At 56.4% G+C, this 14,721-nt stretch carries 14 protein-coding genes and 1 tRNA gene; 5 read left to right on the top strand and 10 right to left on the bottom strand.

What is annotated here, in order from left to right:
* The first annotated feature begins 743 nt into the window (after nt 1-743).
* Nucleotides 744-1,919 (top strand): hypothetical protein, encoded by a 1,176-nt coding sequence (locus IB254_RS28765; RefSeq protein WP_192420805.1) that lies wholly within the window; start codon nt 744-746, stop codon nt 1,917-1,919.
* A gap of 66 nt (nt 1,920-1,985) precedes the next feature.
* Here the strand turns inward: IB254_RS28765 and IB254_RS28760 are convergent, their stop codons facing one another.
* From IB254_RS28760 to IB254_RS28715, 10 genes are all read right to left on the bottom strand, one after another.
* On the bottom strand, nt 1,986-2,210 hold the full coding sequence (locus IB254_RS28760; RefSeq protein ID WP_192420803.1) for a hypothetical protein: 225 nt from the start codon (nt 2,208-2,210) through the stop codon (nt 1,986-1,988).
* Nucleotides 2,211-2,329: 119 nt separating this feature from the next.
* Nucleotides 2,330-2,515 (bottom strand): hypothetical protein, encoded by a 186-nt coding sequence (locus tag IB254_RS28755; protein WP_192420801.1) that lies wholly within the window; start codon nt 2,513-2,515, stop codon nt 2,330-2,332.
* 64 nt (nt 2,516-2,579) lie between these two features.
* Nucleotides 2,580-3,422, bottom strand: a complete 843-nt coding sequence (locus IB254_RS28750; RefSeq protein WP_192420799.1) for a chromosome segregation protein SMC — start codon at nt 3,420-3,422, stop codon at nt 2,580-2,582.
* 92 nt (nt 3,423-3,514) lie between these two features.
* Entirely contained in the window at nt 3,515-6,397 is a 2,883-nt protein-coding gene (locus IB254_RS28745) for a DUF927 domain-containing protein (RefSeq protein WP_192420797.1), read from the bottom strand.
* The gene (locus IB254_RS28740) at nt 6,387-6,674 is read right to left on the bottom strand and encodes a DUF3077 domain-containing protein (protein WP_192420795.1); all 288 of its coding nucleotides are present in this window, start codon (nt 6,672-6,674) and stop codon (nt 6,387-6,389) included. Before IB254_RS28740 ends, IB254_RS28745 begins: the two co-directional genes overlap by 11 nt.
* The gene (locus IB254_RS28735; protein WP_192420793.1) at nt 6,671-6,961 is read right to left on the bottom strand and encodes a hypothetical protein; all 291 of its coding nucleotides are present in this window, start codon (nt 6,959-6,961) and stop codon (nt 6,671-6,673) included. Before IB254_RS28735 ends, IB254_RS28740 begins: the two co-directional genes overlap by 4 nt.
* 534 nt (nt 6,962-7,495) lie before the next feature.
* Nucleotides 7,496-7,801 carry a hypothetical protein gene (locus IB254_RS28730; RefSeq protein ID WP_192420790.1) on the bottom strand — a complete coding sequence of 102 codons (306 nt, stop codon included), beginning with the start codon at nt 7,799-7,801 and terminating at the stop codon, nt 7,496-7,498.
* Entirely contained in the window at nt 7,798-7,995 is a 198-nt protein-coding gene (locus tag IB254_RS29620) for a helix-turn-helix transcriptional regulator (protein ID WP_225602539.1), read from the bottom strand. The genes IB254_RS28730 and IB254_RS29620 overlap by 4 nt, the downstream gene beginning before the upstream one ends.
* Nucleotides 7,996-8,622: 627 nt before the next feature.
* Complete coding sequence (locus tag IB254_RS28720; RefSeq protein WP_192420787.1) at nt 8,623-9,864, bottom strand: tyrosine-type recombinase/integrase; 1,242 nt, start codon at nt 9,862-9,864, stop codon at nt 8,623-8,625.
* A gap of 165 nt (nt 9,865-10,029) precedes the next feature.
* A tRNA-Leu gene (locus IB254_RS28715) sits at nt 10,030-10,114 on the bottom strand.
* A gap of 107 nt (nt 10,115-10,221) precedes the next feature.
* On the opposite strand from IB254_RS28715, the gene queA reads away from it, so the two are divergent.
* From queA to secD, 4 genes are all read left to right on the top strand, one after another.
* Nucleotides 10,222-11,271, top strand: coding sequence for a tRNA preQ1(34) S-adenosylmethionine ribosyltransferase-isomerase QueA (queA, locus tag IB254_RS28710; protein WP_192420785.1), 1,050 nt, complete (start codon nt 10,222-10,224; stop codon nt 11,269-11,271).
* Between the two features lie 14 nt (nt 11,272-11,285).
* Nucleotides 11,286-12,401 (top strand): tRNA guanosine(34) transglycosylase Tgt, encoded by a 1,116-nt coding sequence (gene tgt, locus IB254_RS28705; RefSeq protein ID WP_162130724.1) that lies wholly within the window; start codon nt 11,286-11,288, stop codon nt 12,399-12,401.
* 43 nt (nt 12,402-12,444) lie between these two features.
* Complete coding sequence (gene yajC, locus IB254_RS28700; protein WP_007916913.1) at nt 12,445-12,783, top strand: preprotein translocase subunit YajC; 339 nt, start codon at nt 12,445-12,447, stop codon at nt 12,781-12,783.
* 63 nt (nt 12,784-12,846) lie between these two features.
* On the top strand, nt 12,847-14,715 hold the full coding sequence (gene secD / locus IB254_RS28695) for a protein translocase subunit SecD (protein ID WP_008025484.1): 1,869 nt from the start codon (nt 12,847-12,849) through the stop codon (nt 14,713-14,715).
* Nucleotides 14,716-14,721 lie beyond the last annotated feature (6 nt).

The raw sequence follows: 14,721 nt of genomic DNA, 5'->3' as shown, positions 1-14,721 counted from the left end.
ATAACAGAGCAGCAAAGGTCACCGAAGGGCCGAAAAACCACTCAATGTGGTGAGTAGGTTCTCCAGTGGTGGTCGTGCCTGAGTTCAGGTGATCTGAAAATCCGACTTTTTCAACAGAATCGGCCAATAGCTGACGTTTGCGCCTCCATCGCAGCTGGCCGGGGATCAAACTGCTAAAACCAGCCAATCAACGACGGCAGTTACCCTACATTTCATAATTGCGGCTGCCTCACGATTGCTATGTTTACAGTGCGAGGCGGAGAAATGCCGCTACCTTCACTGGCTTGATGATCCGACATTGGACGCCTTAACCGACGCAGACGTGGACATCGTCGGCTTAATAGAGCGCCAGCTCCCGCTATCGAAAGAGAACTACCAAGGTGGCATCGAAGGCTTGTCCATAGAGTTTGTGCTGTTTGATGCTCTGCAGGGCAACTTCCCATGCGGAAAGTGAATGGGTGGTGTGAGAGCGGATTTTAGCGAATCAGAGATTGCGGGGGTGCAAACGATGGTCTGTGTAGTTTGCGAAGGCGCTGCAGCGGAACTTCAAAAACGATTGCCCCATTTGAGCGTTTGGCTGCTAGCTGCCATTCCTTATCGTCCATATCGTCTCCTGATTAAGAACCAAGGGCGTCGTGCCTCCCAAATTAACATGCTGACCACCTTAGCAGCGATTCGTTGCACGTCTATAGTGTGGCCGTCAGAACGAAAATCATAAGAACATTCAGCGAAGGAACCATGAAATGGGGCGATCAAGGAAATTGGTATTAGCTGGGCTCGTTGGTGTGATGTTTTACACCTCAGCCGTACATGCCTATGTGCGTCTGACCGAAATTGAAGGTGGTTTGACGCTTGTAGAAAACGTCCCGCCAGAAGGCCCAACAGTCATATCAAATCCAAAAACGCCTCTATCCAAGTGCGGAGATGGAGGCTGTGTCACCGAAAGGGCGCCAAAAACACCTCCGCCTGTCGTCAAAACCCCGGCCCAAATTGCTGAGGCTAAGAGAGTTGAAGAAACTAAAGCCTTTGACCAGGCAGTTCGTGACTCGATCTATGAGGACGAGCTTGAGAAGGGGGATGCACCGCTTGAGGACACGAGTGTACTTCTTGATAAATTGAAGGAGCGCCTTAAAGAGAAGGTCAACCTCCTTATTCCAAAGCCTCCAATTATCGAAGTGATTGAGGCTCTTGATCCAGAGTATGTAGGTACTAGTAGATTCGACGAAAAACAGAACAAAGACGAGATGAAGCTTTTGAGAGGAAAGCTTGACCTTGAAAAACAGGCCCTCTGGAAGACTATAGACGAAGAAAACAAAGCGAATGAAAAGGCTTACCAGGAAAACCTGAAAACTTTCAAACTTGACGGGAAAGGGGCCGAGCCTAAAGCACCTTCCATAAGGGCTCCAGCGGGCATTCCATACACCGCAGCAGATCAAAAGGTGTTGGCTTCATTACAAAAGCTTGCGGCTCTCAAAAGTGATGACTTTGGAGCGATCACAGAGCACATAATTACCCGTGGTTACAACGGAGCTGACCTGCCAATATCTGAATCACTTCAGAAACAAATTGGCAAGACACTTGCTCCGGTTACACGTGCCAACGTGTGCTTGGTAAAGGGTGGCTCATGTTTCCTGGCAGGCGCATCAGAAGGAGATAGTTGTTATTGCCCTCAGATGACATCTCCAACGTCATTCAAAAAAATTAACGGCATCGCATTTCGTGCTGACCTAGGGAAGTATTGTCGGAAAGGAGACTCCTCCAGCGAGCTGGACGCTCTGTACCCTATTGGGGTTTTTTGCAACATCCCAGTGGATTTGTCTCCAAGCTATGGATACCAGCACGTGGAGTTCATCAGAGGCAAGGTATCCCAATATTCATGCGAGTCTTGGGCTGAAAAACACTCCGAACACTGCGAGTAAAGCTTAAGATTCAATGTGAAACAGGTACTTCACCACTCCTAGGGAAGTGCCTGTTCACTAGCTTGATCACTCCGGCCGCCAGCTCCAAATTCTCGAGAATCGGAAATTCAGCCTTAGCTTGCCGCTGACCAAGCCACGATTCGTCTTTATCGAACGGCTGATCCTGTCGATGCTTTCGTTAGGGCCTTCGATGATCTCTTTGATCGACTCGCGGGCATCATGGTGTGCCTTGAGGGTCCTCACTTCCTCGCGCATCTCAACGGCCAGTGTTTCCTGGATCATTTGAGCCATGTACTCGGCGTGCTCGGTTAGATCGATGTACCGCCATGCGGAGTGGTCCGCTTATGGCCGGATTCTGCCTCTCGAATTTGAATGCAACGGAAGTTTTTGCGAGCTTCCGCTTATCTTCATCACCGTTTTTTTAGCTTATCCTCGATTAACCCCATCTCTGCCTTGATTGCAGTGATGGTGAGCTTCTGTATCGCTGTGCTGTTTCCGATTTTGGTATCCACGATCATGAGCAGGGCGGTCAGGTGGGCTTTTCGCGCTTTGAGCGTTTCGGATATAGGTGGGCTGTTTTGTGTTACTGCGTTCATGGCTTCGATCCTTGGAGTGATTTAAACAGCCCGCGAGGGCAGGCTGTTTCGGGGAAATCGGCAGTTACATCGAAAGCAGATCGCGCATGCCATGCTGGCGGCCACGGTCGGCCAATTCGCTCCACCTCCAACTACCGAAGTTTTCACCTTGCTCGGGGATGTCCAGCTTCATTAAGGACACCGGGTCACGGCCTATCAGCCGACCTGCGGCGTAAAGTTTACCTCCCACATCTAGCAGCGCTCGTGCCGCTTCATTCCACCTTTCCTCCAAGGCGTCATGGGCAAGACGCAAGGCTTTTTGCTGTATCTTCTGGTGTTCCTCCTGAGCCTCGGTGATGTGTCTGTCAATGGTGACCAGTTCCTGCTCCAGGGCGGTAATGATCAGTTGCTGGCGACGATTTTGTTCCGTAGCGGTAGTGAGGTTTTTCGCCGCTTTCTGAGCGTCGCTGCTGGCAGCTTTTTCGCCTTCTACGTCGCCCCATGCCACTGCCTGCGCGTAAGCGGTGGCTGCCAAGGTCTCCGCCTGTCGCGCACTGGCTATTTCCTCCTGCGCCTGCTGACGCACTTCCTCCAGGCGATTACTGAGGCTTTGCCGTTTTTCATTAAGCTCGATCTCGTCTGCTGCCCAGTTCGCCATGTCGGCAATGAAGCCCGTCATGAGGGCGTCGCAGTTGGCAAGGTTCTCACGGCGTTGGATCTTCGGGTTCAGTCGATAGAGTTCCATATCCAGCGAATCAATCTTTCTTTTTCGCTCGTTGTACTGGTCGCGGACTTCGCGTTCCTGGCCTTGTTCAATCGTTTCGGGGTTTTCCAGCGCCGCTTCATAGGGAATCAGGGCGGCCCGAAGGCTTTCCATCTCGCTGGTCAGTTGGTCGCGGCGGTCCTTCATTTCTTGAATTTCGTTCATTTGACTGGTCTCTGAGTGATTCGATAGTGGATTGGTTGAGCGGCTGGCGAGGCCGGAATGAGCCGGCGCTACCTCGGTCAGTAGGCTGCCCGTCAGGCGGCCCGAGCCTCGCTTTCATCCGTACCCGGCACGGTCTTCACCACATAACAGCGCTGGGTGCCGAGACCCGGTAAACGAATCGAGCTGGACGCTTTGCCATCGGTGCCCGGTTCCAGCACGCCGCGCCGTATCAACTCCTTGTTCACGGCATTGAGGTTCATGCCTTTGAACACTTCGGAGCGCCATGCCTCGGGCAACACGTAGTAGGTGTTAGTCGTGTGCAAGGCGTCTCCCAGACCGTGCTCCAGCGTCTTGCGAAAACCCAGGCGGTCGATGGTGCGCGGACCGTGCTCATCGATCTTCGCGGCGGCCGACTCCCAGCGCGTGAAGCGGCTTTCGCCGAAGCGTTCGATCACCTGGCGCAACCGCGCCAGGATCGCGTCCCCTTCGAGGTTCCCAGCACCGCCGCGCTCGTTCATCCAGGCACTCAGGCAGACCCTAGCGGCGGTGGTGGCGGTGCCGTCTGGCCAGCCGGTAATCCCCATCGCGGTGGCCAGTTCGCCGGCAGCGGCCGCCAGACCGAAACGGGTTGCTGCGCGGTGCGCTTGGCCACTCGCTGACGTGGGCAATGCCTTGGCGATAAATCCCTCCAAGGTGCGGCGCAGGATCGCCGACCAACCATGCCGTTTGCCGGGCTCACAGAGGGCCGATAGGAAGGCCGTGAGCGGCGTGCCGTAGTACTTGGCCACCCGAGCTTTGAGAGCATCGGAGAGGGCCGCCGCGTCATCAAAGCCATTCAGTACATCGAACATACCCAGACCCTTGCTGGCGTCCGCCGGCACGGCGAGCATGCGTACTTCCATGCCAGCTTTCAGCTCCTTGTTCGCTTCGGCCATGTGCTGCGCTAACGTCTTCTCGCCGGTAGAGAGAAACAGCAAGCGCCACTCCTGTACCTGTCGGCCTGCTTGTCCTCGATCATTGGCGCGAGCCTTCCCGGTGCCATTGCCGAGCATGTACACCGTTTCGCCAATGATGCGCGGGTCGCACATGCCGATTTCATCCAGTACTAGGAGCCCGTCCGAGTGCGCGGCGGCGATGGATTCCAAGGCGTTATCGGTCGAGCGCCAGGAGCGCACTAGACGCGGCCCGCCGTAGATTGAGGCGGCCACTTGCAGGTGGGTGGTCTTGCCGCCCGAGCTGTCGCCGTAAAGGTGAAAACCGCCCGATTCATGGCCAAGCAGGTGCAGCAGCGGACCGGCAAACGCTACGCTGGCCACAAACGCCAAGCGATGATTACCAATGCACAAGGCGCCGATCTGTTCTTGCCACTGCTTCAGAGTGCCGGCTTCGCTGATCGGCGGCAGTTGGGCGCCAGCCTCGTAGAAGTGCAGGTGTTCGGCGTGCGAGCCGACCTGCTGTTCGGGCAGCAAGAAGGCGCTGTCATGCCAGCCCAAACGAGTGACCAGTCGTGCGCGTTGCGCGCTGTCGAAGCCACCGAGGTAACTCTGCAGGTCGTTGCGGGCATTGCGGCCGGAGCGACTGCCGGCGAGACGTAAACCCATGTCCACCAGTGGGCCGAGCACGTCCTTGCCGAAGTCGCCGGTCATGGTCCGCGCGGGGATATTCCAGCGTTTTTTCGCCCCGTCTGGATCATCGAACTCAACCAATAAACCCCAGTTATGCCCATGCGCATCTCGTGTGCGCGCCAGGATCTCCAACGGCGAGCACACCGGGCGTGCTTCGCCATCGTCACCGGAATAAAACACGCCTTCAGATGTGAGGCGGAAGCCGCCGGGCAACAGATCATTTTTGGGTTTTTCGATGCGTTTGGATGCTGGCTTGGCGTTGGCTTCGGGTGGTTTGGCCGGCGCTTTCTGCGGCACCACACCGAACAACGCCCCGCTGCGTTCCAGCTCGGCAAAATGCATCGCCGTCCAACCTTTAGCCTGCGCATCAGCCGCGTCGTCGCCGTCGTCCCATTGACCACCTTTGGCAAAAGTGGGTTGGTCATTCTTGAGCGTGGGCTTGTGTTTGAAGACGTCCAAGGCGATCACGCGCACCGACGCGGCGCCGATTTGTTGCAGATGTTCAGCGATGGCGTCCATGCAGGCTTTGCCGCTGGCGTCGTTGTCCGGCCACAACAGCAGGTCGCGACCTTTGAGCGGCGTTAGGTCAGCTTTGTGCCAGGAGTTCGAGCCGTTCGGCCAGCACGTGGCCACGTAGTCGGGCAGCAGATCCGCCGCAGCGTCGGCGGCCTTTTCGCCCTCGCAGAGAATTACCGGAGCCTCTGCTCTTTGCGCCAATTCATCCAGGCGCAGCAGAGGACGCGGCTCAGGCAGACCCTGCCAGCGCCATTGCTTCATTTGACCGTCGGCACGCTGACACCAGGTCAACGGTGCAAACACCTTGCGCGGTTTGCCGTCTTCATCCGGGCCCAAATCGAAACGATAGAGCGCCATGACCGGTTGGCCTTGAGCGTCGCGATACATCCAGACTTTGGACGGTGCGCCGTGTTGCCTGTGTTTGGCCGGGCACTTGTTCATGGCCTCGGTCGGGATCGGCTGAATGGCGATCCATTCCGGTGTTTTGCTTTTGTTGGGGCTTGGTTTCGATTGAGTCGTCCCAGCGATAACGCGCAACAGATCGGCCAGCTTGTTGCAGGCTTCGACGTCGGTGCCACCGTCGAGATAGCGCACCAGATCGATCAGGTCGCCACCTTTGTCGCCGGTGGCAAAATCCGCCCAGGTGCCTTTGCTCAAGTTGACCTTGAGGGAGCCAGCGCGCTTGTCGGTTCGGGTCGGATTGGGAGCGGTGTATTCCTTGCCGCCGTCCACGCGTTTACCGTTGGGCAGCCAATGGGCAAGTACCCGGGAGATCTCGTTCAGAGCGGCCGCTTTCACGTCGGCGAAGCTTGGGCGTTGCGTCTTATTGGACATGGCCAGCCTCCGATTTCAGGAGGGCTGTAGTCACATCGTCAATTACCGCCTTACTCATTTCGCTGAGGTAGTGAGCAGCCATCGCGCAGTCTTCTGCGCCGTCTCCGTGGGTGGCCAGGAGCGACATGCGAGTCGCGCAGCTCAGCAGATTTGAGGCGTGTTCGAGCGCGTCGGTCAAAGGCACATTGGCACTGAGGCGGAACAGCATTTGAGTGGAGTCGCCGCACTGAGCAAAAGCGGTTAAGCCTTGGGTCGTTATATTCGTCTGAGGGCTCATTGCGTACCCCCGGTTTTAGCCCGGGGAATCGAAGTGGCATCGCCGTGCAAGGTCAGGGTTTTGATCAAACCGAGTGTGCCGCGCACGTCCCAAATAACGGCCGCCAATATGTGGTTGGCCAGGCGCGGTCTGTCGCTTTCGCTTTCGAAGTGATCTTCAAGCAATGTCAGTACCGAGTCGGCGCGAGCAATTGCACAGGTGATCGCGTCGATAGGAACGCCGGCTTCGGTATCGTTGCTGACATCGAGCAGATCTTCGGGTAGGGAGCAGCTCAGGGCGTTGTTCATTGGGCACCGCCTGCGGCTTCGAGCGCGCGGGCTTTGGCCATATGGGCGTTGTATCGGGTGAGACGTGTAGCGAGGCTGGAGTTGGCGTGTAGAGCGGCGAGAGCCATTGCACGATGGGCAGCGGCGCGATTTTTGGACGGATTGAGGGCATGATTCATGCGGTGAGGCTCCTAACGTTGAGGAACCGCCACTACTTGCTGCAAAACAAGATTGGGTGGCGGCTGTACGCAGGTTTGCAGACCGGGACGTTAGGCACCCGGCGCGCTCGAAAGCGCCCCACGCACAGCCACCATAAAACGAAGTTGCAGGCATGAAAAAAGCGCCAGCTTTCGGAACGGTGGCGCTCATGCGCCTAACGATGTTCGGGCTGCAAAACCCGGTCGCTGAATTTGCAGCGACGACCGAAGAGTAGCGTCCCGGTTTCAAAAGTGCAACCGTGTGGAGATCTTGCGCATTTTTTCGATGCGGCATAAATTGTTCGTGCATATAGATTGACCTCAACGCCTCCGGATCGCTCCCGGGGGCGTTTTCATTTCAAGCATCGCGCTCGTGACGCAAGGTGAGCACGGGGGAATAGCCATCGCGAATCATCTGGCGGGCATCGTGATAGGCATCTGTTGCCTGGGCTTCATCCAAGACAACAACACCTAACTGATCTGCATGCATGATCAACAGGCACCAAACTCCATCCGTCCAGCTCAATACGCCTAGAGTCCGTCCGCGCCGCTCGTGTTTTCTGCACAATCGCTCGAAACGTTGGATTCGTGTTTTGGAAAATCCAACTTCGTGCAATGCCTGAAATGACCTGAGTTTTGAGAGCGAAGGAGGTGGTCTTTTCATGCTGCCACCTTGTTTCTTGCCGAAATGCGAGCCCGCACCCAACTTTGGACTTCATCAAGAACCCAGGCGACAGGAGCTCCGCGAGCTGTACTACCGCTTAGTTTTACTGGAAGTGGGAATTCGCTATCCGCTTGCTGCATCAGTTTGTAAATCGTTGGGCGTGCAAGTCCAACGATGGCCATTACTTCTGGCATACGAATCAGGATTGCTGAAGGGTCAGCGGCAGGGTGACTGGCTCGCCTAGCGTTTATGTCGGTCGCTTGGGGCGAGTGGGTTTCGAAAGAATTTGCTGATTTGAAGGACTGGTGTGTCATAGAAAACCCCTGGGTATGGATACAGGGGTATCTATCTATACATTTATCTAGACGAAGAAAACTACTTTATCTCTAGACCGGTGAATGTGTAGTCAATACAGGTACAACACAGGGTGAACGCGGCAGTACAGTAATTGCTTCTGCTCAGTTTTTGACTGTGATCGAGATGGTGTTCAGGGAGGTGAATTATTCATCCAGAGAGAGTTTGGACACTCACTCATCGGCGATCCCACGCCCTAGATTTTAGCGCTCAATCAGCGACGTATGTCAGTTAAGCATTCGCAAACGAGGTCTGGCCCGCAGGCGTGAGAGCGCTCATCGAGCAAGGCGGTTGCGATGGTGAGATTCGTACGGCTGTTACACGTAATAGCCGAGTTACACTTCGTGTACGTTGACTCATGATCAGGTGTTACGGTTAAAATATTAAATAATATCAATAGTTTATATTTAATCGTTACACCTGTAACACGCGTTACACTGATTTTTTAGGGGGGGCGATCATGGTTGTCAGACTGCCTTTCCGAACTTCCTTTGCACCACATTTCCAGCGGCTAGCGCATCAAGGTGATCTGCATACCACTGCATCATTTTAATGCGTTGCTCAAGGTATTGAGCTTTGTTGTATATCCCCGAAATACCTTCCTCTTTGTGAGCAAGTTGCGCTTCAACATGTTCTTTCGGCCAGCCATGTTCTCGAAGCAGCGTACTCGCAGTGTGCCGAGTACCGTGTCCAACTAAGCGGCCTTTATAGCCAATAGTGGCGAAGACCTTATTGATCGTATTTTCGCTGATGGTTGGATTTTTGGCTCCGACACCAGGGCAGAGCCAGCGACTCCGCCCGGTTAAGCAATGCAGTTCTTTCAGCGCTGCAACTGCTTGGTGGGGAAGTGGGCAGACAAAATCTCGACGCATCTTCATCTTGGCGGCAGGCGTGGTCCAAATGGCTTTCTCAAGGTCAAACTCCTTCCATTCAGCCAAACGGACCATGCCGGGTCGCGATGCCGTCCATACACAAAGCCAAGCAGCAGTGCGAGCAGTCAATCTGGCCGGTGTGTTTTTGAGTGCCTGGAGAAACTCGCCCAGTTCAGGCTCCAACAAATGTGGATGCTGCTGAGTCTTAGGTGCTTGGGCCGCAATATCCCGAAGGCGGCTGCCCGGATCGTTTTCAGTCAGGCCTAAGCCGATGGCTCGCCCGAAGATCTGATTTATCCAGGTGCGACATTTTTCAGCCACGTTGTGTGCATCCCGGGCCTCGATGGATGCCTGAAGCTCTGCACAATCAGTGCGCGTGACTTCGTCTAGAGGCTTGTCTCCCAGTGCCGGGAGTATGTCCTTGTCGAGGTAGGTGCGGATTTTGTTGAGGGTGGAGGACGCAAGACCCTTTTCCTCTTTCGCCTTTAGCCAGGCATCAGCAGCAGCTCGAAAGGTTCGGGTTTTGGCCGCATCAATAGCAGCTTTCGCGGATCGCTTTTGTTCAAGGGGGTCGGCACCGCTACTCACTACTTTGCGTAGATCGGCAGCTTTGTCCCGTGCCAATGCACCGCTTACTTCCGGGTAGCCCCCGAGCCCCATCCAAGCCCAATTGCCCGCCGGACGTTTGTAGCGGAGCTGCCAGGATTTACCACCATCAGGTTTGACCCTGAAGTAGAGGCCGTTTCCGTCCAGTTCCCGGTATTCCTTTGATTCCGGCTCCAGCCCCGCAAGTGTCGTATCTGCGAGAGGGCGGCGCTTAATGTCTGCGCGCTTCATCCTTGTATCCCAAAGTTCGGTATTTTTCTCAGGATACAAGCAGGGATACAGGGATACAACGGATAAGGGGATACAGAGGTAGATAGCCAGATACAAAAAAACCGGCTCAAATGGCCGGTTTCTCTGGGTCTGAGAGTCTGGTAGAGACTTTCAGATACTGCTATATGGTGCCCCGAGGGAGACTCGAACTCCCACTCCTTTCGAAAACGGATTTTGAATCCGCCGCGTCTACCAATTCCGCCATCAGGGCTCAATGGCGGCGAAGTATAGAGATGAGATTACCGTCGGTCAATCAGGTACATAGAGAATTTTCACTATTTCGGCTAGACTTCCGGGCCCTGCTAGACGAACCCCATCATGCGCGTTGCTGACTTTACTTTCGAACTCCCTGATTCGCTGATTGCTCGCCACCCTTTGGCCGAGCGTCGCAACAGTCGCCTGTTGACCCTCGATGGGGTCAGCGGCGCCCTGGCACATCGTCAATTCACTGATTTGCTTGAGCATTTACGCCCGGGCGATTTGATGGTGTTCAACAATACCCGGGTGATTCCGGCGCGGCTGTTTGGCCAGAAGGCTTCCGGCGGCAAGCTGGAAATCCTGGTGGAGCGGGTGCTCGACAGTCATCGCGTGCTGGCCCATGTGCGCTCCAGCAAGTCGCCGAAGCCGGGTTCGAAGATCCTCATCGACGGCGGTGGCGAGGCTGAAATGCTGGCGCGTCACGATGCGTTGTTCGAACTGGGGTTCGCCGAAGAGGTGTTGCCGCTGCTCGACCGCGTCGGGCACATGCCGTTGCCTCCTTATATAGACCGCCCGGATGAAGGCTCGGACCGCGAGCGTTATCAGACGGTGTACGCCGAGCGCCTGGGCGCGGTGGCGGCGCCGACGGCGGGGCTGCATTTCGATCAACCGCTGATGGACGCGATTGCGGCCAAGGGCGTCGAGACGGCGTTCGTGACCTTGCACGTCGGCGCGGGCACGTTCCAGCCGGTGCGGGTCGAGAAGATCGAAGACCACCACATGCACAGCGAATGGCTGGAAGTCGGCCAGGACGTGGTCGATGCCGTTGCGGCGTGCCGCGCTCGCGGTGGTCGCGTGGTGGCGGTGGGGACCACCAGCGTGCGTTCGCTGGAAAGTGCCGCGCGCGATGGCGTGCTCAAGCCGTTCAGTGGCGACACCGACATCTTTATCTACCCGGGCCGGCCGTTTCATGTGGTCGATGCCCTGGTCACCAACTTTCATTTGCCCGAATCCACGCTGTTGATGCTGGTTTCGGCGTTCGCCGGTTATCCCGAAGCCATGGCCGCTTATAAAGCCGCCGTGGAGCATGAATACCGCTTTTTCAGCTACGGTGATGCGATGTTTATCACCCGTAATCCCGCACCACGTGGCCCTGAGGACAAAGAATGAGTCGCCAAAGTCGTATGTCGTTTGAGTTGCTTGCTACTGACGGCAAGGCTCGTCGCGGTCGCTTGACCTTCCCGCGCGGTACCGTCGAGACCCCGGCCTTCATGCCGGTGGGCACGTACGGCACCGTGAAGGGCATGCTGCCGCGGGATATCACCGCGACCGGCGCGGAAATCATTCTGGGCAACACCTTCCACTTGTGGCTGCGTCCTGGCACCGAAGTGATCAAGAAGCACGGCGACCTGCACGATTTCATGCAGTGGAAAGGCCCGATTCTTACAGACTCCGGCGGTTTTCAGGTGTTCAGTCTGGGCGCTATGCGCAAGATCAAGGAGGAGGGCGTGACCTTCGCTTCTCCGGTCGACGGCGCCAAAGTGTTCATGGGGCCGGAAGAGTCGATGCAGGTCCAGCGCGACCTGGGCTCGGACATCGTGATGATTTTCGACGAATGTACGCCGTACCCGGCTGACGAAGACGTCGCGCGTATTTCCATGGAGCTGTCGTTGCGCTGGGCCAAGCGTTCGAAAGAAGCTCATGGCGACAACACGGCGGCGCTGTTCGGTATCGTTCAGGGCGGCATGCACCAGGATTTGCGCATGCGTTCGCTGGAAGGCCTCGACAAGATCGGTTTTGATGGCCTGGCCATTGGCGGTCTGTCGGTGGGCGAGCCGAAGCACGAGATGATCAAGGTGCTGGATTACCTGCCGGGTCAGATGCCGGCTGACAAACCTCGTTACCTTATGGGCGTTGGCAAACCGGAAGATCTGGTTGAGGGTGTGCGCCGCGGTGTGGACATGTTCGATTGCGTGATGCCAACCCGTAATGCCCGCAATGGGCATCTGTTCATTGATACTGGCGTGCTGAAGATCCGTAACGCGTTCCATCGCCATGATGATTCGCCGCTCGATCCGACCTGCGATTGCTATACCTGCCAGAACTTCTCCCGCGCTTATCTGCATCACCTGGACAAGTGCGGCGAAATGCTGGGAAGCATGCTCAATACCATCCATAACTTGCGTCATTATCAAGTGCTTATGGCTGGTTTGCGCGAGGCTATTCAACAGGGTACATTGGCCGCCTTTGTCGATGCCTTCTACGCCAAACGCGGGTTACCTGTTCCGCCTTTGGACTGAGTTTTCTGACCCCAAGATTCAACATTTGCAACTGGAGTGCTAAATGAGCTTTTTTATCTCGAATGCCATGGCTGACGCCGCTGCACCGGCCGCTGCCGGCCCAATGGGTGGCGGTTTTGAGTGGATTTTCCTGGTCGGTTTCCTGGTCATCTTCTACCTGATGATCTGGCGTCCACAGGCCAAGCGCGCCAAAGAGCAGAAGAACCTGCTGAGCAGCCTGCAAAAAGGCGACGAAGTTGTGACCACCGGCGGCATCGCCGGCAAGATCACTAAAGTGGCTGACGATTTCGTGGTTCTGGAAGTTTCCGACACCGTCGAAATGAAGTTCCAGAAAGGCGCCATTGCCGCCACGCTGCCAAAAGGCACGCTGAAAGCGATCTAAGTTTCAACTTCTACTCAATCGACGGGGCGCGCAAGGCGCCCCGCGTCATAAGCGGGCGGCGTGATGCTGAACAAATACCCTCTGTGGAAATACATTCTGATCCTGGCGGTGCTGGCGATCGGTCTGATTTATTCCGCTCCCAATCTATATCCTGATGACCCGGCCATTCAGGTCAGCGGTGCAAGCACTGCGCTGCAGGTCAATCAGGCTGATCTGGATCGAGTGAGCGCTGCGCTCAAGGAATCCGGGATCAACGTCAAGGCGGCCACGCTGGCGACCAACGGCAAGGGCGGTCTGATTCGTCTGGTCAAGGCTGAAGACCAGTTGCCTGCCAAGGACGTCGTGCGCAAGGCATTGGGTGATGACTACGTCGTTGCTCTGAACCTGGCACAAACCACTCCACAATGGCTGCGCAGCCTGGCCGCGCACCCGATGAAGCTGGGTCTGGACTTGTCCGGTGGTGTGCACTTCCTGCTCGAAGTGGACATGGACAAAGCCCTCGACGCACGCTTGAAAGTGTACGAAGGCGATGTAAAGAGCCTGTTGCGTAAAGAGAAACTGCGCTATCGCAGCCTGCCGCAACTGGGCGGTGCCATTCAGCTGGGCTTTTCTGATGAAGCTTCCCGCGAACAGGCCCGTGCACTGATCCGCAAGAACTTCAACGATTTCGACATTGTTCCGGCCGACCTCAATGGTCAGGCGGTGCTGCGTCTGGCGATGACCCCGGCCAAGCTGGCGGAAATCCGCGAATACTCCATCAAGCAGAACTTGACCACGGTACGTAACCGCGTCAACGAGCTGGGTGTTGCCGAACCGATCGTTCAGCGTCAGGGCGCCAACCGCATCGTGGTTGAGCTGCCGGGCGTACAAGACACCGCAGAAGCCAAGCGTATCCTCGGCAAGACGGCCAACCTTGAGTTCCGTCTGGCTGCTGAGCCTGGCGCTTCGAAAGCCACTTCCGAATCCTTCGAATTCCGTGAAGGCAATCGTCCTCCTGCGCTGATCGAGCGTGGCCTGATCATCACTGGCGACCAGGTAACTGACGCCAAGGCTGGCTTCGGCGAGCACGGCACGCCAGAAGTGAACATCCGTCTGGATGGCCACGGTGGTGAGCTGATGAGCCGCGCAACCCGTTCGAACGTCGGTCGCAGCATGGCGGTGATCTTCATCGAGCAGCGTCCGGTCACCACTTACACCAAGCAAGTGGTTGATGGCGTCGAAAAAGACGTGGCGGTGCAGTCGTTCAAGGAAGAGAAGAAGATCATCAGCCTGGCGACCATTCAGTCGCCGCTGGGTGCTCAATTCCGCATCACCGGCCTGAACGGCCAGGGCGAATCGTCCGAACTGGCGCTGCTGTTGCGTGCCGGTGGTCTGGCGGCGCCGATGTACTTCGCTGAAGAACGCACCATTGGCCCGAGCCTGGGTGCGGACAACATCACCAAAGGTATCGATGCATCGCTGTGGGGCATGCTGTTCGTCTCGCTGTTCATCATCGCCATCTATCGCTTCTTCGGCATCATCGCCACCGTTGCGCTGGGTGTGAACATGGTGCTGCTGCTGGCCCTGATGTCGCTGCTGGGTGCAACGCTGACCCTGCCGGGTATCGCCGGCATCGTATTGACCATGGGTATGGCGGTCGACGCCAACGTACTGATCTTCTCGCGGATTCGTGAAGAGATCGCGGCGGGCATGACCGTACAACGGGCAATCAACGAAGGTTTCGGTCGCGCATTCACCGCGATTCTCGACGCCAACCTGACCACCTTGCTGGTGGGCGGGATCCTGTTTGCCATGGGTACAGGTCCGGTCAAAGGCTTCGCAGTGACCATGTCCCTCGGGGTTTTGACTTCGATGTTCACGGCCATCATGGTCACCCGCGCGATGGTCAACTTGATCTTCGGCGGTCGTGACTTCAAGAAGTTGTGGATTTAAGGGGCT

Source organism: Pseudomonas sp. PDM03, from assembly GCF_014852385.1.
Lineage (GTDB): Bacteria > Pseudomonadota > Gammaproteobacteria > Pseudomonadales > Pseudomonadaceae > Aquipseudomonas > Aquipseudomonas migulae.
Note: the sequence above shows the minus strand (reverse complement) of the source record. Positions and strands in the feature narration are given on the sequence as shown.

Coding starts and splice junctions, on each gene's coding strand:
- queA (WP_192420785.1), top strand. CDS start 10,222: ATGCGCGTTGCTGACTTTACTTTCGAACTCCCTGATTCGCTGATTGCT.
- IB254_RS28765 (WP_192420805.1), top strand. CDS start 744: ATGGGGCGATCAAGGAAATTGGTATTAGCTGGGCTCGTTGGTGTGATG.
- IB254_RS28745 (WP_192420797.1), bottom strand. CDS start 6,397: ATGTCCAATAAGACGCAACGCCCAAGCTTCGCCGACGTGAAAGCGGCC.
- IB254_RS28735 (WP_192420793.1), bottom strand. CDS start 6,961: ATGAACAACGCCCTGAGCTGCTCCCTACCCGAAGATCTGCTCGATGTC.
- IB254_RS29620 (WP_225602539.1), bottom strand. CDS start 7,995: ATGCCAGAAGTAATGGCCATCGTTGGACTTGCACGCCCAACGATTTAC.
- IB254_RS28760 (WP_192420803.1), bottom strand. CDS start 2,210: ATGGCTCAAATGATCCAGGAAACACTGGCCGTTGAGATGCGCGAGGAA.
- tgt (WP_162130724.1), top strand. CDS start 11,286: ATGTCGTTTGAGTTGCTTGCTACTGACGGCAAGGCTCGTCGCGGTCGC.
- IB254_RS28740 (WP_192420795.1), bottom strand. CDS start 6,674: ATGAGCCCTCAGACGAATATAACGACCCAAGGCTTAACCGCTTTTGCT.
- IB254_RS28730 (WP_192420790.1), bottom strand. CDS start 7,801: ATGAAAAGACCACCTCCTTCGCTCTCAAAACTCAGGTCATTTCAGGCA.
- yajC (WP_007916913.1), top strand. CDS start 12,445: ATGAGCTTTTTTATCTCGAATGCCATGGCTGACGCCGCTGCACCGGCC.
- IB254_RS28720 (WP_192420787.1), bottom strand. CDS start 9,864: ATGAAGCGCGCAGACATTAAGCGCCGCCCTCTCGCAGATACGACACTT.
- secD (WP_008025484.1), top strand. CDS start 12,847: ATGCTGAACAAATACCCTCTGTGGAAATACATTCTGATCCTGGCGGTG.
- IB254_RS28750 (WP_192420799.1), bottom strand. CDS start 3,422: ATGAACGAAATTCAAGAAATGAAGGACCGCCGCGACCAACTGACCAGC.
- IB254_RS28755 (WP_192420801.1), bottom strand. CDS start 2,515: ATGAACGCAGTAACACAAAACAGCCCACCTATATCCGAAACGCTCAAA.